Genomic DNA, 24040 nt, shown 5'->3' with positions numbered 1-24040 from the left:
GAATCCACCGTGGACATGATCCTCAACCGTTTCAAACGCGGCCTCGCTGAAGGCCAATTGCAGATCGGCCTGTGGTCGCATCTGTCGAACCATGTCAGCACCGAAGTCATCGGCGGCTCTGGCTTTGACTGGATCGTGCTGGACGCCGAACACTCGCCCAACGAAACCTTCCAGTTGCACCAGCAGCTCCAGGCCCTGTCCGAGGGCGGCAGCAGTGCCGTGGTGCGCGTGGCCTGGAATGACAAGGTGCTGATCAAGCGGGTGATCGACATTGGTGCCCAGACCCTGCTCATCCCGCAGGTGCAGAACGCTCAGGAGGCCGCCGAAGCGGTGGCCGCCACACGCTATCCGCACGACGGCGGTTTGCGTGGTTTCACCGGCCTGTCGCGCGCTTCGCGTTTCGGTCGCATCAAGGATTACCACCAGCGCGCTGCAGATGAAATCTGCGTGGTGGTGCAGGTGGAAACCGTTGAAGCCCTGGAGCAGATCGAAGCCATTGCTGCCGTCGAAGGTGTTGACGGCATCTTCATCGGCCCCGGCGATCTCTCGGCGGCCATGGGCTTCATCGGCAACCCCGGCCATCCGCAGGTGCAGGCCGCGATTGCAGACGCCGTGAAGCGCATTCGTGCCGCCGGCAAGCCGGCCGGCATCCTTACCGGCGACGAGGCCCAGGCGCGTCAGTACATCGAATGGGGCTGCTGTTTCACTGCCGTGGGAGCCGACATTGCACTGCTGGCGCGGGCCTCCGAGCAACTCGCGGCACGCTTTGCGCCGCTCAAGAACACTTGCCCACAGGCCGCCTGAGGCCGCGTTTCAATCACCGGACAGTCACAGGAGTTTCGACATGGAAAAAATCGGTTTCATCGGCCTCGGCATCATGGGCACGCCGATGGCGGGCCACCTCATCGCCGCGGGCTACCCGGCTTATCTGCACACTGTTGGCGAAGTGCCGCCCTCACTCGTCGCCGCTGGCGGCATCGCCTGCCGCAGCGCGGCCGAAGTCGCGGCGCAGGCCGATATCGTGATCATCATGGTGCCGGACACCCCGCACGTCGAAGCCGTGCTCTTCGGTGAAAACGGTGTGGCGGAGAGCATTTCTGCCGGCAAGGTGGTGGTGGACATGAGCTCGATCTCGCCGGTGGCCACCCAGGAATTCGCGCAGAAGATCGAAGCCCTCGGCGCCGACTACATCGACGCGCCGGTGTCCGGTGGCGATGTGGGCGCCAAGGCCGCCAGCCTGACCATCATGTGCGGCGGCAAGGACAGCGTCTTCGAGCGCGTGCGCCCGCTGTTCGAGAAAATGGGCAAGAACATCACCCTGGTGGGCGAGGCCGGTGCCGGCCAGATCACCAAGGTGGCCAACCAGATCATCGTCGCGCTGACCATCGAAGCGGTCGGCGAAGCGCTGTTGCTCGCTTCCAAGGCCGGCGCCGATCCGGCCCGGGTGCGTCAGGCCCTGATGGGCGGTTTTGCCAATTCGCGCATCCTCGAAGTGCATGGCGAACGCATGATCAAGCGCAACTTCGCACCGGGCTTCCGCATTGCCCTGCATCAGAAGGATCTGAACCTCGCCCTGTCCACCGCGCGTACGCTGGGCCTGTCGCTGCCCAACACTGCGACCTGCCAGGAGCTCTTCAACAGCTGCGCCGCACGGGGCGGTGACGCCTGGGATCACTCCGGCATGGTGCGCGCGCTGGAGCTGATGGCCAATTTCGAAATCGGGCAATCCGCCTGAGGAAAGGGCACGCGTGACGCACGATCCTCAGGTGCTCCTGCGCCAGATGTTCGCGGCGGCGGTGGCCGCCGCTCAGCCGGCACGTTGCCTGCCCCCCTTTCTGCCGCCGCCCCCGCGCGGGCGCTTGGTGGTGATCGGTGCCGGCAAGGCATCGGCCGAGATGGCGCGGGTGGTTGAAGGGCATTGGGCGCGGCCGCTCAGCGGGCTGGTGGTCACGCGCTACGGCTACGAGGTGTCCTGCCAGCGTATCGAGATCGCCACTGCGGCGCATCCGGTGCCGGATGAGAATGGCCTCAATGCAGCGCGCCGCATGCTTGAACTGGTGGGTGGCCTGACGGCCGACGACACCGTGCTGTGCCTGATTTCAGGCGGCGGCTCGGCCTTGCTGCCGCTGCCGCTGGAAGGGCTGACGCTGGCCGACAAGCAGGCGATCAATCGCGCCCTGCTGGCCTCCGGGGCCACGATCAGCGAGATGAACTGTGTGCGCCGCCACCTCTCGGCGATCAAGGGTGGGCGCCTCGCTGCAGCCTGCTATCCGGCGCGCGTGGTGACCCTGCTGATTTCCGATGTACCGGGCGATCATCCGGTGGATATCGCCTCCGGCCCAACCGTGGCTGATCCTACGAGCTGCGCCGATGCGCTGGCCATTGTCGAGCGCTACGGCGTGGTTCTGCCGGCCGCCGCACGCCGCTTGCTGGAGAGTGGCGAGGGAGAATCGGTGAAGCCTGGCGACCCGCGCCTGGCGAACAGCAGCTGTCACTTGATCGCCACTCCGGCGCTGGCGCTGGAAGCTGCGGCGAAACTGGCGCGCGAGGCCGGCTTTGCCGTCTTCAATCTTGGCGACAGCCTGGAAGGCGAGGCGCGCGACATGGGCAAGGTGATGGCCGGCATCGTACGCAACGTGGCGCTCAATCAGCAGCCCTTTCCGTCGCCCTGCATCCTGCTCTCCGGCGGCGAAGCCACCGTCACTGTGCGCGGTGATGGGCGCGGTGGGCGCAATGTCGAATTCCTGCTCTCGCTGGGCGTGGCGCTCGATGGCCTGGCCGGCGTCTGGGCCATGGCGGGTGATACCGACGGCGTTGATGGCCAGGAAGAGATCGCGGGCGCAGTGCTTACTCCGGATAGCCTGCAACGCGCCTGGGCACGGGGCATTCGTCCGCGCGCAGCACTGGACGCCAATGATGCGCATGGTTTCTTCGGTGCCCTGGGAGACTCCGTGATCACCGGGCCGACCCTGACCAATGTGAATGACTTCCGCGCCATCCTGATCGGGGCTGCGGGCTGATCGGCGGTGGCATGCATCCTGTTTTCCCTTGTCTGGAGCTGGTCATGAGAAATCCTGCCGGGCCTGTGCTGACCTTTCTGCTGGGCTTGTCCCTGAGCGGCTGCAGTCTGCTTGCGGCGCAGCCAGTATCGCCACAGGTCGCGCCTGGGAGCGCCAGCCGCCCTGTGCTCAATGCCGAGGAAGCTGGCCGTTTCACCCGGGAGCACTACTTCGCGCACAAGGGCCGGCTGTCGGCCCCCGAGCATGATCCCTGGCAGCCGCAGCCCATTGATCTGGCTGGCGTGAAGGCCGACTTCGTGGTCGGCGCAGGCGGCAGCCATGCCACCGTTCAGCAGGCGGTGAACGCAGCGATTTCCAGTGGCAAGCGCAGCCGTCAATACATCCGCATATTGCCCGGCACCTATACCGGCGCAGTGTATGTGCCGATCGATGCTGGCCCGCTGACCCTCTACGGCAGCGGCAAGCCTGAAGAGGTGAATATCGAGCTCACCCTGGATGCGCGCACCCCGCCGTCGGCCTACATCGCAGCGCTGAATCCGGCCGGTCAGTTCAAGGCGGGCGACCCGGCCTGGGCCATGTACCAGGTGTGCGCCGGCCAGGCCGCCGACAAGCCGATGGATACGCCCTGTGCCGCCGTGATGTGGGTGCAGGCCGATGGCTTCCAGCTCAAGAACCTGACGGTGACCAACACCCTGCTCGAATCGGTGATCGACGCCAAGCGCGAAGGCCATCAGGCGGTGGCCCTGCGCAGCGATGGCGATCGTGCCCAGTTCGAGCAGGTGCGCCTGATCGGCCGTCAGGACACTTTCCTGGTGAACGTCGGCGAGGCGCCCACGCCCACCAACAAGGTGGGCACTTATCCGCTGGACAAGATTGCGCGGGCTTACATCCGGGATGCCTACATCGAGGGTGATGTGGACTTCGTGTTTGGCCGCGCTAACGCAGTGTTCGAGCAGTGCGAGTTCCGTGTGGTGTCCACCCGCCGCAGCGTGCCGGCGATCGTCTTCGCACCGGACAGTGTGCCGGCCTCCTCGCTGGGCTTTCTGGTCATTCACAGCCGTATCACGGGTGACAAAGGCCATCAGGCGCTGAAGTTCTCCAAGCTCGGTCGCTCCTGGGATCAGGGTGCGGGCGGCACCGGCTATCTGCCGGGCAGCTCGCCCAATGGCCAGCTGGTGATCCGCGACAGCTATATCGACCAGAGCTTTGATCTCGCTGCGCCCTGGGACAAAGCGGCCACCACTGGCCGGCCGCATCGCGGTAATGTGGCCGCCAGCCGCAATTTCGATGACCCCGCCTTCAACCGGCTGTGGGAGTTCAACAACTACGGGCCAGGGGTACAGCTGGTGCCGTGAGCATGCGCCTGGCACTCTGAGCTTCCCTGATTCCTGCCATTTTCTGTCCTGTGGAGTATCTGCATGTCCTTCAAGAAATCTCATTCCCTGATCTGTCTGGCGATGGCTGCACTTGCACCGAGCGCCTGGGCCGTTACCGACATTCGTATCCCGGCCAAGATTTGCGACGTGACCGCTTACGGTGCCAATGGCGAGCGTCAGCAGATCGTGCTCAACACCACGCCGATCCAGCAGGCCATTGATGACTGCGCGCTCGCCGGTGGCGGCACCGTGCTGTTTCCGCCCGGCAACTATCTGACCGATCCGATCTTCCTCAAGAGCAATGTCCGCCTCAAGCTGGAAAAGGGCGCCATCCTGGTCGCCTCCAGCATTGAATCGAGCTATCGCGCCACGCCTGAAACCAAGTACGCCGAAGCCGAGAACGGCTGGCTGCCCTTCATTAGCGTGGCAGGCGCCGAGAACGTGGCGATCAGCGGCGAAGGCACGATCGATGGGCAAGGCGCGGTGTGGTGGGAGCGCTGGCGCAGCAATGTGCGCGCCAATCCGGCCAAGCGCGGCTCCACTGATCGTCCGCGCCTGATCTACATCCGCAACAGTCATAACGTGCTGGTGGAAGGCGTGACCATCACCAACTCGCCGAGCTTCCATGTGGTCATGCGCTACTCGGAAGACATCGACGTGACCCGCACCCGTATCGTCAGCCCGCCGTTTGCGCCGCACACCGATGCCATCGACCCGATCGACAGCCGCAACATCCGCATCACCCACAACTACATCGACAACAACGACGATCACGTGGCGATCAAGGCCGAGAAGGCCGATCCGCGCTATCCCGATGGCGTTACCAGCAACATCTACATCGCCCACAACACCATCAAGGGCGGCCGTGGCATCTCCATTGGCAGCGAGTCTGCGGGCGGCGTGTCGAATGTGCTGGTCGAGCACAACAGCTTCGAAGGCTCGATGTACGGCCTGCGCATCAAGAGCCCGCGCGGCAAGGCCGGCAAGGTGACGAACATCACCTACCGCGACACGAAGATGGTGAACGTCGGCGTGCCGCTGGTCTTCTCCGGCTACTACAAGAGCGCACCGGAGAATGCCGAGGAACTGGCCAAGGCCCTGGCCGAAGGCGGCTTCGTGGTGGGTGACCAGCTCTACCCGGCGGATTCCGATCCGGCCCAGGCCTTTGATGCCGTGAAGACGCCGCACTTCAGCAACATCCGCATCATCAATCTGGTGTCCACCGGCAAGAGTAAGGCTGCGGGTTACATCGTCGGCGTGCCCGAAGCCCCGATCAGTGCGTTCAGCTTCGAGAATGTGAAGATCGAGGCCGAGCGTGGTCTGCTGATCCGCAATGCCAGCGTCGAGGCACGCAAGTTCTCGCTCAAGGCGCGCATGGGTAACCAGCTGATCCTGCAGAAAGATGCCAGGCTGAACCAGAAGTAAGCAGCGTTCGAACCGGGGCCAGCCGAGCGGGCCCCGATCCACAACAAGAGAGCCCTCATGAAATACATCCGCAGCCTGCGCACGCTGTGTGCCGTTTCGTCCTGCCTGGGTCTGCTGGCCTGCGCGCCGACCAGCACCTATGTGTACGTATCGAGTTCGGTCAGCAAGAGCATTCTGGTTGCTGAGCTCGATCGTGCCCGTGGCACCCTCACGCCGCGCCAGACGGTCGCCGTCGATGGCACGGTGATGCCACTGGCAATCAGCCCGGACAAACGCTTCCTGTTTGCCGCCCTGCGCTCCAAGCCCTATGCCGTGGCGGCCTTCGCGATCGATCCGCAATCCGGCCAGTTGCGCCACCTCGGCAACTATCCCTTGCCTGAGAGCATGGCCAGCATTGCCACGGATCGCAGCGGTCGGTTCCTGCTGGCCGCCTCCTATGGCGGCAATCTGCTCAGCGTGAGCCGCATCAGCGCCAGCGGCGAAGTAGCGCCCGCGCACCAGATCATCCCGACTCCGCCGATGGCGCATAACCTGCAGGCCACGCCGGACAACCGCTTTGCCTTTGCCACCAGCCTCGGCGGCGATGTGTTGCTGCAATTCAGGCTGGATGCCACGGAGGGGCTGCTGAACCCGAATGCGCCGGCCGAGCTGGCTTTGCCGGCCAAGTCTGGTCCGCGCCATCTGGCGTTTCATCCGGGCGGCCGCTTCGTCTATCTGATGGATGAGCTCGACGCCCGTGTGCACTGCTTCAGCTTCGACGCGGCCAGCGGCACCCTGAGCCCGGTCGCCAGCTTCGGCAGCCTGCCGGCCGGCTTCAGCGGCAAGGTCGCCGGAGCGGATATCCACGTTACACCGGACGGGCGCTTCCTCTACACCTCGGACCGGGGTTCCAACACCCTGGCGGGCTTCAAGGTGGATGCCGAGACCGGTGCCTTGAACCTGATCGGCCACTGGCCCAGCGAAACCCAGCCGCGCGGCTTCAACATCGATCCGGCAGGCCGTTACCTGATCGAAGCCGGCCAGAGCTCCGGCATGCTCGGTGTGCATGCGATTCGCGCCGACGGTAGCCTTGAAAAGCTGGGCCGTTACCCGGCTGGCCAGGGCCCGAACTGGATCGAAATGATCAGCCTGCCACGCTGAAGTCTGCGACAAGAAAAAAGGGGGCTCGCCGGGCGAGCCCCCTTTGTTTGTCTGCAGTCTCGCTCAGGCCTGCGGATAGTCGACGTAGCCGACGCGCGGATCCGGCTGACCGTAGCCGTAGAAGCTCTCTGGCTTCGGCGTGTTCAAGGGCTGCTCGCGCAGGAAACGCAGCGGCAGATCCGGCGTGGCGATGAAGTCCTTGCCGAAGGCCACCGCATCGGCTTCGCCGCTGCTCAAGAGGGCATCGGCCTGGCTGCGGCTGAGGCCCTGGTTGGCGATATACACACCGCCGAAGGCCGCCTTGAGGGCCGGGCCGAGGCGCGGCGCATCCTGCGATTCGCGGGCGAACAGGAAAGCAATCTGGCGCTTGCCCAGTTCGCGGGCGACGTAGCTGAACGTGGCCAGCGGATCGCTGTCACCCATGTCGTGCGAGTCGCTGCGCGGTGCGATGTGCACGCCGACGCGGCCGGCGCCCCACACGCTGATGGCAGCGTCGGTCACTTCGAGCAGCAGGCGGGCGCGGTTTTCGAGACTGCCGCCGTACTGGTCGCTGCGCTGATTGGTGCTGTCCTGCAGGAACTGGTCGAGCAGATAGCCATTGGCACCGTGGATTTCGACGCCGTCAAAACCAGCGCGCAAGGCATTTTCGGCGCCCTGGCGGTAGGCTTCGACGATGTCTGCGATCTCGGCGGTGTCGAGTGCGCGCGGGGTCACGTAATCGCGCATCGGGCGCAGCAGGCTGACATGGCCGGCCGGTTGGATGGCGCTAGGGGCCACCGGCAGCTCGCCGTCCAGATAGTCCGGATGGGAGATGCGGCCCACGTGCCAGAGTTGCAGGAAGATGCGCCCGCCGGCGGCATGCACTGCGCGGGTTACCAGCTTCCAGCCTTCAACCTGGGCGTTGGACCAGATCCCCGGGGTATCCGGATAGCCCACGCCGAGCGGGGTCACCGAGGTAGCTTCGCTGAGGATCAGGCCGGCGCTGGCGCGCTGGGCGTAGTACTCGGCCATCAGCGCGTTGGGCACGCGGCCCTCGCTGGCGCGGCAGCGCGTCAGCGGGGCCATCACGATGCGGTTGGGCCACAGCAGATCGCCGGCCTGGAGGGGTTCGAAGAGGATGCTCATGGTGTGGGGTTCCTTGTGGGCTGCGGGGAGGGGGTCAGAGCTCGTGCTGCATCTTGCGCAGGAAGGCGGCGATCACCGATTCGTTGCGCGAATAGAAGATCCACTGGCCGATCTTGCGGGTGCTGACCAGGCCGGCGCGCTGCAGGCTGGCCAGATGCGCCGAGGCGGTGGAGTGCGAGAGGCCGGTTTTCTCGAAGATCTTGCCGGCACACACGCCCATTTCGAGCGGATGGGCCTGATCGGCGAAATGCTGCTCGGGCGTGCGCAGCCAGGCCAGGATCTCGCGCCGCGCCGGGCTGGCCAGCGCTTTGATGATCTCTTCCAGCTCGGTTTCGGCGAGCGTGATTGTTTCGTCGGAAGTGGAATTTTCTTTCGTCATGTAGCGAATCGTAATTCGCCATTAAACGAAATACAAGCGCGCGACAAAAAAAACCAGCCCGATGGAGGGGCTGGCGGGTGTGGATCATCCATGTGGTGGATGCGCCAATGCGGGTTCAGGGGGCTGATGTGGCGGCCTTCTTGGCCTTTTTCTCGGCCGCCTCGCGGGCGCGTTGATCGTAGCGGGCCGCGTCGGCCTTGGCTCGAGTGGCGCGTTCGGCCGCTTCCTGCTCTCGTTCTTGGCGGGCTTTCTCGGCCTCTGCCACGCGCGTCTTCTTGTCGGCATCGGCCTTGGCCTTGGCCTCCGGGCCAGGCTGGGCTGCCGGTGCCGGTTTCAGCGGGGGCGGCACGATCGGCGTGCCACCTTCCGGCGCCTCACCCCGGGGCGTGCCGCTCTGCGTAGGCACCGGCGGGCGGGTCGGCTGCGGGGCGGACTTCTCTGCATCCTCAAGTTCCAGCACCTTGGATTTGGCGCGTCGCTCGATCAGGTTGGCATCGATTTCGTACTGACGCACCACCTTCATGCGCTCGATATTGGCGAGGCGCGCCTTTTCGCGGCAGGCGTTGACCAGGAATTTGGCGTAGCAGGCGATGTCGTCGCGCTTGAACGCGGCTTCGGATTCGCTGCGGCGGGCATCCGCATCGCGCCGCAACTCCGCCGCCAGCTGTTGCTGCTCCTTCGCCTCGGCGAGGGTTTGGGGCGGCATCGGCAGGTCGGCCGAAGGCTGCGGGCCAACGGCCTGGGCCAGCGGGCAGGCGATCAACAGGAGGAACACAAGCTTCTTGATGGACATGGGGAGCTGGGCCTCGCGGGCCGGTAGAATGCGCATTGCTTCCAATTCTCCCAGACCCTACGGCCTTGATCCAGTTCCGTAATCTTGCGCTCGCGCGCGGCGCTCGTCGCCTGATCGACAATCTCTCCCTGCAGATCCACCCCGGCTGGCGCATTGGCGTGGTCGGCGCCAATGGCACCGGCAAGTCCAGCCTGTTCGCGCTGCTGCGCGGCGAGCTGCAGCAGGAGCAGGGCGATCTTGATATTCCTTCCGCCTGGACCATTGCCCATGTGGCGCAGGAGACCCCGGCGCTCACCTGCTCGGCACTGGATTACATCCTCGAAGGCGATGCCGAACTGCGCCGCGTGCAGCGGGATCTGGTGGCGGCTGAAACCGCGCACGATGGTCACCTGATCGGTGAGCTGCACACCCGCCTGCAGGAAATCGACGGTTACTCAGCCAATGCACGCGCCTCCACCTTGCTGCATGGGCTGGGCTTTGGTGACGCGGACTTCAGCCGGCCGGTGTCGGATTTCTCCGGCGGCTGGCGCATGCGCCTGAATCTGGGGCAGGCACTGATGTGCCGCTCCGACCTTCTGCTGCTCGATGAGCCGACCAACCACCTCGATCTGGATGCGGTGGTGTGGCTGGAAAAATGGCTCGCCGCCTATCGCGGCACTTTGCTGCTGATCTCGCACGACCGGGATTTTCTCGATGCCTGCGTCACCCACATCGCTTTTCTCGACGCGCAGAAGCTCACCCTCTACACCGGCGATTACGACGCCTTTGAGGATCAGCACGCCGCTCAACTCGCCCAGCAGCAGGCGCTGTTCGAGAAGCAGCAGCGTGAAGTCGCGCACCTGCAGAAATACATCGACCGCTTCCGCGCCCAGGCCACCAAGGCGCGTCAGGCGCAGAGCCGGATCAAGGCGCTGGCGCGAATGGAGCGGATCACCGCTGCGCACGTCGACACGCCTTTCGATTTCGCCTTTCCCGAGCCGGACCGTGCGCCGGACCCGATGGTGACGCTCAAGGATGTGCAGCTGGGTTATGGCGACAAGACCATCATCGCCAAGCTCAAGCTCGAATTGCGCCCCGGCGCGCGCCTGGGCCTCCTGGGGCCGAACGGCGCGGGCAAATCCACCCTGATCAAGCTGCTGGCCGGCGATCTGGCCGCCCAGAGCGGCACGGTACTGCTCGGCAAGGGCGTGGTGCTGGGCTACTTCGCCCAGCATCAGCTGGAGCAGCTGCGGCCGGATGAATCGCCGCTGCAGCATCTGATCCGCCAGGAGCCGATGACCCGCGAGCAGGAGTTGCGCGACTACCTCGGCGGCTTCGATTTCCGTGGCCCGATGGCCGACGCCAAGGTCGGGCCGTTCTCGGGCGGCGAGAAATCGCGCCTGGCGCTGGCCCTGCTGATCCGCCACAAACCGAATCTGCTACTGCTCGATGAGCCGACCAACCACCTCGATCTGGAGATGCGCCACGCGCTGACCCTGGCGCTTTCCGAATACGAGGGCAGCATGGTGTTGGTGAGTCACGACCGCGCACTGCTCAGAACCGTGTGCGACGACTTCCTGCTGGTGGCCGATGGCCTCGCGCAACCCTTCGATGGCGACATCGAGGACTACCTGGTGTGGCTTGATGCACGCCGCTCACGCGAGGCGGCTGCCAGGGTGGATGTGCAGGCGGCTGATGACAAGGCCACGCGGATTGCCAGCCGTGAAGCCGAAAAGGCCGACCGGCAGGCGCGCATCCAGCGCCGCCGACCCTTGCTCAAGGAGCTGGAGCAGCTCGAGCGCAAGTTGCAGGGCTGGCAGGGCGAGAAGAAGCTGCTCGACGAGCGCGTGTCTGACCCGGCGCTGTATGCCAGCGGCGATGGTGCGCTGGTGCAGAGCCTGCTCAAGCGTCAGGGCGAGTTGGGCGCCAGCATTGATGCCGGCGAGGAACGCTGGCTGGAGATTCAGACCGAGCTGGAGGAAATCGGCGAAGTCTGACAGCCGGACAAAGCAGACCGGTTCCAGAAAACACAAAGCCCCTGCCGGCGAACCGGACAGGGGCTTTTGCTTGCTGCGTGCTCAGCTTACTTGGTCGAGCACTTGTTCGGGTTGCCCAGCGGGTCGGAACCGAAAGCAGCCACGGTACAGGCGATGGTCTTGCCCGAACCGACGTACTTGCTGACCCACGAACCCTTACGGCCGAAAGCCACCCAGCCGGTGCTGCCAGCGGTACAGGTGCCGCCCAGATCGGCACACTTGCTGTAGCCGCTCGGATAATCACCGGTGCCGGACAGAACCGGTGCAGTGCTGGCCGAGGACGAAGCGGCAGCACTGGAGGCGGCGGCGCTCGAAGCAGCGGCCGAGCTGGCGGCAGCCGAGCTGGACGCCTTGCTGGACGACGCAGCGCTCGAAGTGGCAGCGCTGGAAGCCGCAGCAGAAGACGCAGCAGCCGAGGAGGTGGAGCCGCTACAGGCCGAAGCCGTCAGCACGGCGCCGTTCTTGCCCACGCCAGCGTAGGACGCCAGCTTGTCCTTCACGCACTGAGCCGGAACCGGCTCGTAGGTGTAGGTCAGCGAAGGCTTGGTGGTCAGCGTGGAGACCCAGGTGTCGGCGTTGATGCCACCCGATCCAGCAGAGGTCCAGGTGATGCCATAGGTAGCATTGCTGGCGGCGCTGGTGGTGTTGTTGCTGTCCAGATACCAGGTGCCGCAACCCACTGTGTCATAACGGCAGGTTACCGGTGAGATCGAGTTTTCGAAGTAGTTGCGTTCGATCAGCGCCTTGCCACCCGCACGAACGTTGATACCCGAATCGGTGATCTTGCTGTACAGGTTGTTGTAGGCATGCACGATACCGCCACGCTGCAGCGGCAGGCGGGCATTCACGTTGTTGTAGATGTTGTGGTGATAGGTCACGTTGCGCTGGAAGTCGGTAGTGCCACTGCTCTGGGTGTGGCCATCCAGGCCGACTTTCTTGCTGTCGTGAATGTAGTTGTAAGAGACCGTGGTGTGGGTCGAGTTCTTCTTGATGTCGATGGCCGACTCAAAGGTCAGGTCACCATCGGGCGAGCCATTGCACTCGTTGTTGACCGAGAACAGCTCGTTGTGGTCGATCCACACGTTCGGCGAGTTGTCGACGCGGATCATGTCGGCATCGTTGTTGGCACCGGCCAGCGCACCGATCTTCATGTTGCGGACGATCACGTTGCTGGAGTTGATGATCGGGATGCCGAAGTTGGCCGAGGAGCCGTTGGCGCCCTGAATGGTCAGGCCGTAGGTGAAGTCCTTGACCTCAACCTTGCGGTAAGCGTCGTTCCAGCGCGGGGTCGGGCAGTTGTGGTTGGCATCGATGGTGTGATCTTTGATCACCTGAGCGATCAGCGCGTCCTCGTTACCGGTATAGGTCAGGATCAGCGGCAGTTTGGCAGCCTTGGCGGCAGCGATTTCGGCGTTCATCTGGTCCATGGTGGCCGCGCTCTTGACGAGGGCACCGGCCACATTGCCGCCGTCGGTGGTGGCGAAACCACCGGTGTTGGCTGCGAATGCTCCGCCAGCCAGCAAGGCGGCGACGACTGCGACGGATGTCTTGAGGGTGAAGCTCATTGACTTGTCTCCTGCTTATATAGGTATGTTTTTGTGCAGCGCCACGCTTCGGATCGTTGCGCGGTGGCTGCGCCGACGCACTGTTTTTCGTGCGACGGCGTGAAATAAAACATTTTGTTGGGCGGAAAACAAGCCCTTATGGGCATAAATTATTGTTTCCTGTGACGGAACGCATTTGTTTGTTTTTGGCGCGGACAAACCCTGAAAAAAACGGCCCGATGGTTACACCTTGTCTGGCAAAAACAGGCTTGTCAGTTGGTTTTTGCGCTCATGTTGTCGGACTTTTGTTGTTGTTGTCTGTCTTGTTGTCGAGCAGGGGTGCAACACGTAAGGCAGTTTTTCCTGGTCCGGATGCACTCGTCAGACTGCCATTCCCGCAGCGTAGCCGCTGGCCCAGGCCCACTGGAAGTTGTAGCCGCCCAGCCAGCCGGTGACGTCCATGACTTCACCGACGAAGTGCAGGCCGGGCTGGCTGCGCGCCATCATGGTCTTCTGGTCCAGCGCGCGAGTGTCGACGCCGCCGAGCGTCACTTCGGCCTTGCGATAGCCTTCGGAGCCTGAGGGCTTGAGCTCCCACTGGTTGATGCTGGCGGCAAGCTGCCGCAGAGCTTTGTCGCCCGCCTCGGCAATCGGGCGGCCAGCGAGGCCCGCGCGCTCCACCAACAGCTCCGCCATGCGTCGCGGCAGCCATTGCGCCACCACGCTTACCACATGCTGGCGCGCGCCGTTCTTGGCAGCAAGCAGTTCGCTGTCCACCTTCAGGTCCGGCAGCAGATTGATGCGCAGGGCGTCGCCCGGCGTCCAGTAAGAGGAGATCTGCAGGATCGCCGGGCCGGACAGGCCGCGGTGGGTGATGAGCAGGTCTTCGCGAAAGAAGCCGGCGTTGCAGGTGAGCTCGACTTCCAGTGCAATGCCAGCCAGCTCGGCGAAGGGCGCGCTGCCGGCGTCGAAGGTCAGCGGCACGAGGCCGGGGCGCGGCGCGATCACCGGAATGTCGAACTGGCGGGCGATGCGGTGGCCGAAATCGGTGGCGCCGATCTTGGGGATCGACAGGCCGCCAGTGGCGATCACCACGGACTGGGCGAGTACGCTGCCGGCGTCGGTATCCACCCGCCAGCCCTCGTTTTCGCGCTGCAGGGCCTCGACCTTGCAGGGCTGGCGCCAGGCGACATTGCCATTGCTGCATTCGGCGACCAGCATGTCGATGATGTTCTGCGCGGAGTCGTCGCAGAACAGCTGGCCCTTGTGTTTTTCGTGCCAGGCAATGCCATGGCGGGCTAGCAGGGCGAGGAAATCCTGCGGTGTGTAGCGCGCGAGGGCGGAGCGGCAGAAATGCGGATTCTCGGAGTGGAAGTTAGCTGGGCCGGCCTGCAGATTGGTGAAGTTGCAGCGCCCGCCGCCGGAGATGCGGATCTTCTCGGCCAGCGCGGTGGCATGGTCGATCACCAGCACGCGCCGGCCGCGTTGCCCGGCCACGCTGGCGCACATCATGCCGGCCGCACCGGCACCGATCACCACTACATCGAAAGTCTCAGTCACAAGGCTTCTCCTCAATGGGCAGCATGATAGCCGGCGGCTTGCTGCCAGCCGGTAGAATGTCGCTACCAACAGGATTCCGGGGGCCCCATGAGCGAGGCTTATCTAGTCAATTTCACGCCACAGGAGACGCGCGTCGCGCTGCTCTACAACGGTGTGGTGCAGGAACTGCACATCGAACGCGAACATGCGCGCGGTTTCGTCGGCAACATCTATCTCGGCAAGGTGGTGCGCGTGCTGCCCGGCATGCAGTCCGCCTTCATCGATATCGGCCTGGAGCGCACCGCCTTCCTGCATGTGGCGGATATCTGGGTGGATCGCTCGGCCGGCGAGCAGCAGCGCCCGATCGAGCGCATCCTCACTGAAGGCCAGAGTCTCATCGTGCAGGTGCTCAAGGATCCGATCGGCACCAAGGGTGCTCGCCTGTCGACTCAGCTCTCCATCGCCGGCCGCCTGCTGGTGTATCTGCCGCAGGACAAACACATCGGCATCTCCCAGCGCATCGAGAGCGAGGCTGGCCGCGAAGCCCTGCGCGCCCGTCTGCAGGGATTGCTGCCCGGTGAGGAAAAAGGCGGCTTCATCGTGCGCACGCAGGCAGAGCAGGCCAGCGACGAAGAACTTGCCGCCGATATCGCCTACCTGCGCAAGCTGTGGGCCGAGATCCAGCTTCAGCGCACTGAAGGCAAGCCGCCTGCGCTGCTCTACCGCGACTTGAACCTCGCCCAGCGCGTGCTGCGCGATCTGGTCGGCAGCGACACCGAGCAGGTCATCATCGACTCGCGCGAGAACTTCCAGAAGCTCAGCCAGTTCGCCAGCGATTACATGCCGCGTGTGGCGCATCTCCTGGAGCACTACTCCGGCGAGCGTCCGCTATTCGATCTGCATGGTGTGGAAGACGAAATCCAGAAGGCGCTGGCGCGGCGCGTCGACCTCAAGAGCGGCGGCTACCTGATCATCGATCAGACCGAAGCCTTGTGCACCATCGATGTGAACACCGGCGGCTTCGTTGGCGCACGCACCTTCGACGACACCATCTTCAAGACCAATCTCGAAGCGGCTCAGGCCATCGCCCGCCAGCTGCGCCTGCGCAATCTGGGCGGCATCATCCTGCTCGACTTCATCGACATGGAAAACGAGGAGCATCGCCTCACCGTGCTGGCCGAGCTGACCCGCGCCCTGGCCCGTGATCACACCAAGGTTTCGGTCGGCGGCTTCACTTCGCTGGGCCTGGTGGAGATGACGCGCAAGCGCACCCGCGAGTCACTGGCCCATGTACTGTGCGAAACCTGCCCCACTTGCGGCGGGCGTGGTGAAGTGAAGACTGGCCGGACCGTGGCCTACGAAGTGATGCGCGAGGTGGTGCGTGAGGCGCGTCAGTTCAACGCGCGTGAATTCCGCATCCTGGCTGCGCCCGGCGTGGTCGATCTGTTTCACGACGAAGAAGCGCAGGCGATTGCCAATCTGCAGGATTTCATCGGCAAGCCGATTTCCTTCCATGCCGAAACCAGCTACACCCAGGAGCAGTTCGACATCGTGCTGCTCTGAGAAGCTGTTCCCGACCTGACTGCGAGGCCGCTCATTGATAACCGAGAGGACTCATGCGCAGCTCGGACTCCTCATTGATCAACGTAAACTCCGGTTCCTGTGCTGCGCTGCTACAGCCCCTGCTGACGGCCTCTCGCTACAGATCGTGAACAGCTTCCGAGCGTCTAGTGTCGGCCCATGAAAAAGCCCCCGCCGGGTAACCGGACGGGGGCTTTGTTTGAGTGCTGCCGATCAGTTACGGAAGGAGCACTTGTTCGGATTGCCAGCCGGGTCGGCGCCGAAGGCGGCGACGGTGCAGGCGATGCTCTTGTCCACACCGACGTACTTGGTCACCCACTTGCCCTTGCGGCCGAAAGCCACCCAACCGGTGCCACGACTCGGCGTGCAGGTCTTGCCTTCGTCAGCACACTTGCTGAAGTTGTTGGGGTAGTCACCCGTGCCGGAGAGGACCGGAGCGCCAGACGCTGCGGACGATGCAGCCGACGAGCTGGCTTTGCTGGACGAAGCGGCGGAGGAACTGGCCTTGCTGCTGGCTGCGGCGCTGGAGGCTGCCTTGCTCGAAGCAGCGGCAGAGCTGGCGGCTGCCGAGCTCGAAGCCTTGCTGGACGACGCGGCGCTGCTGGCGGCTGCAGCCGAGCTGGCGGCCTTGCTCGAGGCCGCGGCCGAAGAGGTTGCGGCGGAAGAGGCAGCAGCCGAGCTGGTGGAGCCGCTACAGGCGGCAGCCGTTAGCTGAGCACCGTTCTTGCCCACGCCGGCGTACTGGGCCAGCTTGTCCTTCACGCACTGCGGGCTGACCGGCTCGTAGGTGTAGCTGAGGGTCTTCGGGAAGGCGCCAGTGGTGGTCCAGCTGTCGGCGTTGATGCCGCCCGAACCAGCGTCGTTCCAGGTGATGCCGTAGGTAGCGTTATCCGCTGCGCTGGTGGCGTTGTTACCACGCAGATCCCACTTGCCGCAGTTGGCGGTGTCGTAACGGCAGGTGATCGGGTTCTTGGCGTTCTGGAAGAAGTTTTTCTCGATCAGTGCATAGCCACCGGTGCGCACGTTGATGCCCGAGTCGGTGATGCCGTCGTACAGGTTGTTGTAAACGTGGATCCAGCCACCGCGTTGCAGCGGCAGGCGGGCGTTCACGTTCTTGTAGTAGTTGTGGTGGTAGGTGATCTCGCGGCCGTTACCGATGTCGGAAGCCGAGGAGCCATCCAGGCCGACCTTCTTGCTGTCGTGGATGAAGTTGTACGACACGGTGATGTTGTGCGAATCCTTCTTGATGTCGATCGAGGATTCGAAGGTCAGGTCGCCGTCGGGCGAGCCATTGCACTCGTTGTTCACCGCAAACATTTCGTTGTGGTCGATCAGCACGTTGGAGGCGCTGTCGATGCGGAACATGTCTGCGTCGTTGCTGGCACCGCCCAGGGCACCGATCTTCATGTTCTTGACTACGACGTTGCTGGAACCACCGTTGATCACAATACCGAAGTTGGCCGAAGAGCCGTTTGCGCCTTCGATGGTGATGCCGGCGGTGTAGTTCTTCACCTCGACATAGCGGTAGGCATCGCTCCAGTGCGGAGCCGGGCAATTGTGGTTGGCGTCGATCGTCGAGTCCTTGACGATTTGGGCAATCAGCGCGTCTTCATTGCCGGTGTAGGTGATGTGCAGCGGATAAGCGCCGGTGGCCACCTTGCTGCCAGCGTCATTCACGCGGGCATTGGCGATGATGGTGTTGATTTCGGCGTAGGTCTTGGCGGTAAACTTGCGGGCGCTACCGATGTTGCCGTCAGCCGTGGCGAAACCACCGGTGGAGGCCGCGAAGGCGCTGCCGGCCAGCAGCGCTGCGACAACTGCAGCGGTGGTTTTGATCGTGAATCGCATGGGATTGCTCCTACTTCTAAAGTTTTATTCCGGGGGTGGCGCGGTAACACCACGAAGGCGTGCTTCTGCCGGGGTGAATTTGGACATGCGCAGAGGTATGTTCCCAAGCGCTTTCTTATGACCGTTCCTACACGGCGACGAACGGCTGTTGTAGGAGTTTGTCCTACAAAATCAGGCGGGATAATGTGAACGGTCCCACCCGTATTGACTTATTTTTCAAGGGTATACCGCCTATGCTGAGCCTTTCCCGCCCTCGCGCTGTCATATTCGACATGGACGGCCTGCTGCTCGATTCCGAACGTGTGGCCTTGCGATTTTTCGAGCAGGCTTCGCGTGAGTTGGGTACGCCCTGGTCCGCTGAGGTCGGCCTGTCGCTGGTCGGGCTTAATTCGAAAGATGCCAATCTTTTGATTTTAAAAGCCTTTGGCGAAGATTTTCCGCTCGAAGCCCATCGTCAGCGTTTCGGCGAACTGTACGAGGCGGCCATTGTGGCGGGGGACATTCCGCTCAAGCCCTATGTGCGTGAATTGCTGGATTATCTCGTGGCGGCGGACATTCCGCGTGGCGTGGCGACCTCCACGCGGCGCACGCGCGCCGAGGCCAAGCTTGCACGCGTCCATCTGCTGCCTTATTTCGGCGCGCTCACCTGTGGGGATGAAGTGGTGCGCGGCAAGCCGGCACCGGACATCTATGAACTGGCCGCCCGTCGGATCGGTGTGGAGCCACGTGATTGCCTAGCTCTGGAAGACTCGAATGCCGGCGTGCGCGCTGCGGTGTCTGCCAGCATGCCGGTGGTGATGGTGCCCGACCTGCTGCGCCCGGAGGCGGATATCCGTCGCTACGGCGTACCGGTAGTGGATTCGCTCAAGGATGTGCTGATCGCGTTGATGTAGTTTGACCACCAGCAGGCTGACACCCATACTCGAAAAGCCTTCATTCGACTGACAGGAGCTGCACACCATGGAGCCCAACCGTTTTCTCGTCATCGAATTTCTCGACGGCAAGAAGGAAAGCTTCACATTTCCCGCGCCGCCCAGCAGCCCGGCGGCCCGCAAGATGCGCCTGGAAGACTTCATGCAGGGCCAGTTCGTGGTGATCCAGCTCGAGCACGAGATCCAGCTGTTTCCGCTCAGTGCGATTCGTTCTATCCGCCTCTCGGGCTTCATGGGCCTTGGGCCCAACGATGAGATTGGTTTGCCGATCTCGGCAATCCGCGGCGCTGAGCAGATCTGAGCGCCTAGCTCAAAGCTGCATTTCCGGCACGTCGGCCGGGATTTCAAGTTCCGCTTCGGTGGCCGCAACCACCTCGGCCACGCTGACGCCCGGTGCGGTTTCGAGCAGGCGGGCACGGCCGTTGGCGAAGTCGATCACAGCCATATCGGTGACCACCAGATCCACGATGCGCGCCGAAGTCAGCGGCAGGCTGCATTCGCGCACGATCTTGGATTTGCCCTTGGCATTGTGCTGCATGGCCACGATCACCCGCCGTGCGCCGGTCACCAGATCCATGGCGCCGCCCATGCCGGGCACCATCTTGCCGGGAATGGTCCAGTTGGCGAGGCGCCCGCGCTGGTCTACCTGCAGGCCGCCGAGCACGGTCATGTCCAGATGGCCGCCACGGATCAGGGCGAAGGACATCGCGCTGTCGAAGGCGCTGGCGCCGGGCAGGGCGCTCACCGGCTTGCCGCCGGCATCGGTGAGGCGCGGCTGGGCCATGCCGGGGTCCGGTACGGCGCCGGTGCCGATGAGGCCGTTTTCGGACTGGAAATGGACGTTCATGCCGGCGGGCAGGTAATTGGTGACCAGGGTCGGGATGCCGATGCCGAGATTCACGAGCATGCCTTCGCGCAGTTCGCGGGCGATGCGGCGGGCGATTAGTTCTTGTGCGTCCATGGCTCTCACTCGTGGGCTATCAGGTAATCGACCAGCACGCCGGGGGTCATTACGTGATCGGGGCTGATCACGCCGGTCGGCACGATGCTTTCGGCATTCACGATCACGGTGTCGGCCGCCATTGCGACGATCGGGTTGTAGTTGCGCGCCGTGAGCGCGTACTGCAGGTTGCCGAGGTAGTCCGAGAGAAACGCGCCGACCAGCGCGAAATCTGCGCGCAAGGGCGTTTCGAGCAGGTATTCGCGCCCATTCACCTCGATCTTGCGCTTGCCTTCTTCAACGCTGGTGCCGATGCCGGTGGGCGTGAGCACGCCGCCCAGCCCGGCGCCGCCGGCACGGATGCGCTCGATCAGGGTGCCCTGCGGCACCAGCTCGCATTCGAGTTCCCCGGCCAGCATCTGTTGCTGGGTTTCCGGATTCAGGCCAATGTGGCTGGCGATCAGGCGGCTCACGGCGCGTGCCGTGATCAGCTTGCCGATGCCGCGGCCGGGCGCGGCGCTGTCGTTGGCGATTACGGTGAGATTCTTGCGGCCCTGACGGACCAGTTCATTGATGATGGGTTCGGGTGTGCCGACGGCCATGAAGCCGCCGATCATCAGGCTGGCTCCATCCGGGATCAGGGCCACGGCATCGGCAAGGGAAATGGTCTGCATCGCGTGTTCCGTCTGGAGTTGTCGGGGCGGGGAGGGCGCAGCCACCCCGCAGACAGGCGTGAATCAGGCCACGATGTGCAGGCCGGCATCCACGAAGATGGTGTCGCCGGTCATGCCCGAAGCGCCACCGCCGACGAGGAAGGACACCACGCGGCCGACCTCGTCGATCGATACCATGCGCTGGCCCGGTGAGCGCGTCACGGCCATGTCGATCAGCTCGTCGAAGTGGGCGATGCCGCTGGCGGCGCGGGTCTTCAGCGGGCCGGGCGACACGGCATAGACGCGGATGCCATGCTGGCCAAGCTCGTTCGCCATGTAGCGCACCGAGGCCTGCAGGGCGGCTTTTACCGGGCCCATGATGTTGTAGTTGCCGACGACCTTGTCGGCGCCGTAATAGGTCATGGTGACCAGCGCGCCGCCATCCTTCATCAGCGGCTCGGCGTAGCGTGCCATCTCGATGAAGGAGTGGCAGGAAATCTGCATCGACTGCAGGAAGCCTTCCTGCGAGCAATCCACGATCCGGCCGTGCAGATCATCCTTGGGGGCGAAGGCGATGGAGTGGATCACGAAATCCAGCTTGCCCCATTCGGCTTCGATCTGCTCGAACACGGCCTTCATCTCACCGGGTTTGGCCACGTCCATCTGCATCAGCAGCGAGCAGTCGATCTGCTTGGCGAGCGGCTCCACGTACTGCTTGCTCTTCTCGTTGAGGTAGGTCAGCGCGATGTCGGCGCCGAAAGCGCGCAGCTTGGCGGCACAACCGAAGGCGATGCTGTCGGCGTTGGCCACCCCCACGACGAGGCCCTTCTTGCCCTTGAGCATGTCGCCCACGCGGGAATTTTCGTCCCAGACCTTGGGCAGGGGGTCGATAGAGTTCGGATCGGTGAAGGTGGTGGCCATGCTTGCTCCTCGGAATCGGTTCAGGGAATGTTGCAGCGGCGGATGCTGCAAAGCAGCAAATTCAGGATAGCAGCCCTTTTCAGCATATGGCTATGGATGCTGCCTCGCGGCAATGACGCCAGCGTGACGATTGCCCGCAAGGGCCTGCCGCGATCACTTGCCTTGAGCCGCTTCAAGTTGCCGGCAATACAAAACCACTACAATGCGGATCCTGCTGTCTCCCCGCAGGGTGTTCACCGGTTTTCATGGAGCGCGGCCAGGCCGCGCCCTGCAAGGCTTTTCTCTTTCACGTTCGAGGAACAACACGATGTTCAAGATCCAGACGCTCAACAAGATCGCCGCCTGCGGCCTCGACCGCCTGCCGCGCGACAACTACGAATCGGCTACCGAGATCGTCAATCCGGACGGCATCCTGCTGCGCTCGGCCGACATGCACAGCATGGACATCCCGGCCTCCGTGAAGGCCATTGCTCGCGCTGGCGCTGGCGTGAACAACATCCCGCTGGACAAGTGCTCCGAGCGCGGCATCGTGGTCTTCAACACCCCGGGCGCCAACGCCAACGGCGTGAAGGAAATCGTCATCGCGTCCCTGCTGTTGTCCTCGCGCAATCTCTATGAAGGCATCACCTGGGCCAACACGCTCAAGGGCAAGGGCGACGAAGTGCCGCCGCTGGTGGAAAAGGGCAAGGCCCAGTTCGTTGGTCCGGAAATCCAGGGCAAGACCCTCGGCGTGATCGGCCTCGGTGCCATCGGCGTGCTGGTGGCGAATGCCGCCAACGCACTGGGCATGCGCGTGATCGGCTTCGATCCTTTCGTCAGCGTAGATGCTGCCTGGAAGCTGTCGCATGAAGTGCAGAAGGCCGCCAGCCTGGACGCGATGATCGCCGAGTGCGACTACATCACCATCCACGTACCGGCCACCAAGGACACCAAAAACCTCTTTAACGAAGAGCGCATTGCCCGCATGAAGAAGGGCGCGCGTCTGATGAACTTCAGCCGTAATGGTCTGGTCGACAACGCCGCCATCAAGGCCGCGATCGCTTCCGGCCATGTCGCTGGCTACGTCATCGATCTGCCCGAAGATGAACTGCTGGGCGTGGACAAGGTTCTGTGCGTGCCGCACCTGGGTGCCTCGACGCCGGAGTCGGAAGACAACTGCGCGGTGATGGCGGCCGACCAGACGCGTGAATTCCTCGAGCGCGGCAACATCAGGAATTCGGTGAACTTCCCGGCCTGCGAAATGGCCCCCACTGGCAAGACCCGCATCACGATCAGCAACAAGAACGTGCCCAACGTGATCAGCAGCCTCACCGCCGCTATCGGCGCCTCGGGCCTGAACATCGACGACATGCTCAATAAGAACCGTGGCGACTACGCCTACAACATCATCGACGTGTCCGGCGACGTGAGCGGCGATCTGGTCGCCAAGCTGCAGGCCGTGGATGGTGTGATCAATGTGCGCGTGATTCCGAACTGCAAGTAAGTCGTCGCAGCTTCCGCTAATCTGGAAAGGCCCGTCCGTGAGGACGGGCCTCTTTCCTTCTGGGCCGTACGTAGCCCACTTTGCTGGACCGGTAACACCCTGATGAAGCTTTCCTACCCCGTACTGGCCGTGCTGATGGCCTTCCTGAATGCCATCGGCCCCTTCGCCATTGATACCTATCTGCCCGCCTTCCCGGCCATGCAGGCCTCGCTGCAGACCGACGCGGTCGCCATGCAGCAGTCTCTCACCGCCTACATGATTCCCTTCTCGGTGATGATGCTGTGGCACGGAGCCATCTCTGATTCACTGGGCCGCAAGCGGGTGATCCTGGCCGGGCTGGTCGTCTTCCTGATTGCCTCCATCCTCTGCGCCAGTGCCGGCAACATCCATGTGCTCCTGCTCGGCCGCGCCCTGCAGGGCCTCTCGGCAGGCGCCGGCGTGATCGTGGGCCGCGCCATAGTGCGCGATCTGTTTGACGGCCCGGCCGCGCAACGCCTGATGTCCCACATCGCAATGGTGTTCGCGATTGCCCCGGCGATTGCGCCGATCTTCGGCGGTTTTCTCACCGAGCATCTGGGCTGGCGTGCCATCTTCTGGTTCCTGACCCTGCTGGCGGCGGTGCAGATCGTGATGACCTGGCGTGTGCTGCCCGAAACCCTGCCGCCCGAGAAGCGCCAGCCGTTGGCCGCCGGCCACATGCTGGCCGGCTACCGCGCGGTGCTGGGCAGCGGCCCCTTCGTATTCATCGCCCTGGCCATGAGCTTCATCTTCCTGGGCTTCTTCCTTTACGTGATGTCCGCGCCGGTGTTTCTGATGCGTCATCTTGGGCTGGGTGCCACCGAGTTCGGCTGGCTCTTCGTGCCGCTGGTGTGCGGCATGATCGGCGGTTCGATGACGGCGGTGCGCCTCTCGCACCGCTTCACCCAGTTGCAGGTGATCAAGCTCGGGTTCGCGATCACCGCCCTCGCAGCGGTATGGAATCTGGCGGCCAATTTGCTGTTGCCGGACAGTGTCGCGACCCGCATTCCGCAACTGGCGCTGCAGAGCTTTGCCATGAATCTGGCCTTCCCCAGCCTGACCCTGATCGCGCTGGATCTCTTCCCGGCGCGGCGCGGCATGGCCGCCAGCTGCCAGGGCTTCATCCATACGATGATCATGTCGGTGCTGGCCGGAGTGGTGGCCCCGATGGTGTGGCACTCCACCCTGACCATGGCGTGGACCATGGCCGGCTTCTGGGTGTGTTCGGTGGTTTTCTTCGCCTGGAGCCGACACCTGAGCGTTAAGCCCGGAAATGCACCGGAAAAATCCTGAAAAGCCGCTACAAGG

At 63.7% G+C, this 24040-nt stretch carries 21 protein-coding genes; 12 read left to right on the top strand and 9 right to left on the bottom strand.

All coding sequences use genetic code 11. From position 1 onward, the window contains the following. Positions 1-15: 15 nt before the first annotated feature. The 6 genes from Q3Y64_RS09290 (at position 16) to Q3Y64_RS09265 (ending at position 6961) form a co-directional block, all read left to right on the top strand. Positions 16-804 carry an aldolase/citrate lyase family protein gene (locus Q3Y64_RS09290; protein WP_254048182.1) on the top strand — a complete coding sequence of 263 codons (789 nt, stop codon included), beginning with the start codon at positions 16-18 and terminating at the stop codon, positions 802-804. Positions 805-844: 40 nt separating this feature from the next. After that, entirely contained in the window at positions 845-1735 is an 891-nt protein-coding gene (locus Q3Y64_RS09285; protein ID WP_303561235.1) for a 2-hydroxy-3-oxopropionate reductase, read from the top strand. A gap of 13 nt (positions 1736-1748) precedes the next feature. Then, a complete protein-coding gene (locus Q3Y64_RS09280; protein ID WP_303561233.1) occupies positions 1749-3020 on the top strand; it encodes a glycerate kinase in 1272 nt (423 codons plus the stop codon). Positions 3021-3064: 44 nt separating this feature from the next. Beyond that, positions 3065-4375 carry a putative acyl-CoA thioester hydrolase gene (locus Q3Y64_RS09275; RefSeq protein WP_101940394.1) on the top strand — a complete coding sequence of 437 codons (1311 nt, stop codon included), beginning with the start codon at positions 3065-3067 and terminating at the stop codon, positions 4373-4375. Between the two features lie 63 nt (positions 4376-4438). Next, the gene (locus Q3Y64_RS09270) at positions 4439-5821 is read left to right on the top strand and encodes a glycoside hydrolase family 28 protein (protein WP_303561230.1); all 1383 of its coding nucleotides are present in this window, start codon (positions 4439-4441) and stop codon (positions 5819-5821) included. Between the two features lie 57 nt (positions 5822-5878). Continuing rightward, the gene (locus Q3Y64_RS09265) at positions 5879-6961 is read left to right on the top strand and encodes a lactonase family protein (protein WP_303561228.1); all 1083 of its coding nucleotides are present in this window, start codon (positions 5879-5881) and stop codon (positions 6959-6961) included. Positions 6962-7024: 63 nt separating this feature from the next. Here the strand turns inward: Q3Y64_RS09265 and Q3Y64_RS09260 are convergent, their stop codons facing one another. The 3 genes from Q3Y64_RS09260 to Q3Y64_RS09250 all read right to left on the bottom strand — a co-directional run bounded on the left by Q3Y64_RS09260 (position 7025) and on the right by Q3Y64_RS09250 (position 9294). Continuing rightward, positions 7025-8086 carry an alkene reductase gene (locus Q3Y64_RS09260; protein WP_303561226.1) on the bottom strand — a complete coding sequence of 354 codons (1062 nt, stop codon included), beginning with the start codon at positions 8084-8086 and terminating at the stop codon, positions 7025-7027. Positions 8087-8120: 34 nt separating this feature from the next. After that, positions 8121-8465, bottom strand: a complete 345-nt coding sequence (locus Q3Y64_RS09255; RefSeq protein ID WP_101940390.1) for a helix-turn-helix transcriptional regulator — start codon at positions 8463-8465, stop codon at positions 8121-8123. Between the two features lie 115 nt (positions 8466-8580). After that, the gene (locus tag Q3Y64_RS09250) at positions 8581-9294 is read right to left on the bottom strand and encodes a hypothetical protein (RefSeq protein WP_101940389.1); all 714 of its coding nucleotides are present in this window, start codon (positions 9292-9294) and stop codon (positions 8581-8583) included. Between the two features lie 29 nt (positions 9295-9323). On the opposite strand from Q3Y64_RS09250, the gene Q3Y64_RS09245 reads away from it, so the two are divergent. Beyond that, complete coding sequence (locus Q3Y64_RS09245; RefSeq protein ID WP_303561708.1) at positions 9324-11234, top strand: ATP-binding cassette domain-containing protein; 1911 nt, start codon at positions 9324-9326, stop codon at positions 11232-11234. 86 nt (positions 11235-11320) lie between these two features. Here Q3Y64_RS09245 and Q3Y64_RS09240 read toward each other — a convergent pair whose 3' ends face one another. Next, on the bottom strand, positions 11321-12838 hold the full coding sequence (locus tag Q3Y64_RS09240; RefSeq protein WP_303561224.1) for a hypothetical protein: 1518 nt from the start codon (positions 12836-12838) through the stop codon (positions 11321-11323). A 360-nt stretch (positions 12839-13198) separates the two neighbouring features. Next, entirely contained in the window at positions 13199-14377 is a 1179-nt protein-coding gene (locus tag Q3Y64_RS09235) for an NAD(P)/FAD-dependent oxidoreductase (protein ID WP_101940386.1), read from the bottom strand. 87 nt (positions 14378-14464) lie between these two features. Here Q3Y64_RS09235 and rng point away from each other — a divergent pair, with 87 nt between their 5' ends. Continuing rightward, positions 14465-15919 carry a ribonuclease G gene (rng, locus tag Q3Y64_RS09230; protein WP_101940385.1) on the top strand — a complete coding sequence of 485 codons (1455 nt, stop codon included), beginning with the start codon at positions 14465-14467 and terminating at the stop codon, positions 15917-15919. A gap of 231 nt (positions 15920-16150) precedes the next feature. Here rng and Q3Y64_RS09225 read toward each other — a convergent pair whose 3' ends face one another. After that, positions 16151-17785, bottom strand: a complete 1635-nt coding sequence (locus Q3Y64_RS09225) for a pectate lyase (RefSeq protein WP_101940384.1) — start codon at positions 17783-17785, stop codon at positions 16151-16153. A gap of 233 nt (positions 17786-18018) precedes the next feature. Here Q3Y64_RS09225 and Q3Y64_RS09220 point away from each other — a divergent pair, with 233 nt between their 5' ends. Together Q3Y64_RS09220 and Q3Y64_RS09215 are read left to right on the top strand one after the other, a co-directional pair. After that, entirely contained in the window at positions 18019-18678 is a 660-nt protein-coding gene (locus tag Q3Y64_RS09220; protein WP_101940383.1) for an HAD family phosphatase, read from the top strand. 67 nt (positions 18679-18745) lie between these two features. Next, on the top strand, positions 18746-19018 hold the full coding sequence (locus Q3Y64_RS09215; RefSeq protein WP_101940382.1) for a hypothetical protein: 273 nt from the start codon (positions 18746-18748) through the stop codon (positions 19016-19018). 9 nt (positions 19019-19027) lie between these two features. Here Q3Y64_RS09215 and Q3Y64_RS09210 read toward each other — a convergent pair whose 3' ends face one another. The 3 genes from Q3Y64_RS09210 to fabI form a co-directional block, all read right to left on the bottom strand. Further along, a complete protein-coding gene (locus Q3Y64_RS09210) occupies positions 19028-19678 on the bottom strand; it encodes a 3-oxoacid CoA-transferase subunit B (RefSeq protein ID WP_303561218.1) in 651 nt (216 codons plus the stop codon). Between the two features lie 5 nt (positions 19679-19683). Beyond that, the gene (locus Q3Y64_RS09205; RefSeq protein ID WP_170023227.1) at positions 19684-20331 is read right to left on the bottom strand and encodes a CoA transferase subunit A; all 648 of its coding nucleotides are present in this window, start codon (positions 20329-20331) and stop codon (positions 19684-19686) included. Positions 20332-20394: 63 nt separating this feature from the next. Further along, positions 20395-21231, bottom strand: coding sequence for an enoyl-ACP reductase FabI (fabI, locus tag Q3Y64_RS09200; protein WP_368506647.1), 837 nt, complete (start codon positions 21229-21231; stop codon positions 20395-20397). A gap of 307 nt (positions 21232-21538) precedes the next feature. On the opposite strand from fabI, the gene Q3Y64_RS09195 reads away from it, so the two are divergent. Both Q3Y64_RS09195 and Q3Y64_RS09190 read left to right on the top strand, forming a co-directional pair. Next, entirely contained in the window at positions 21539-22714 is a 1176-nt protein-coding gene (locus Q3Y64_RS09195; RefSeq protein ID WP_303561216.1) for a phosphoglycerate dehydrogenase, read from the top strand. A 102-nt stretch (positions 22715-22816) separates the two neighbouring features. Continuing rightward, positions 22817-24025, top strand: a complete 1209-nt coding sequence (locus Q3Y64_RS09190) for a multidrug effflux MFS transporter (protein ID WP_303561215.1) — start codon at positions 22817-22819, stop codon at positions 24023-24025. Positions 24026-24040: the final 15 nt, after the last annotated feature.

It is taken from the genome of Uliginosibacterium sp. 31-12 (assembly GCF_030548425.1).
Classification (GTDB): Bacteria; Pseudomonadota; Gammaproteobacteria; order Burkholderiales; family Rhodocyclaceae; genus Uliginosibacterium; species Uliginosibacterium aquaticum.
This window is presented reverse-complemented; position numbering and strand designations above follow the sequence as displayed.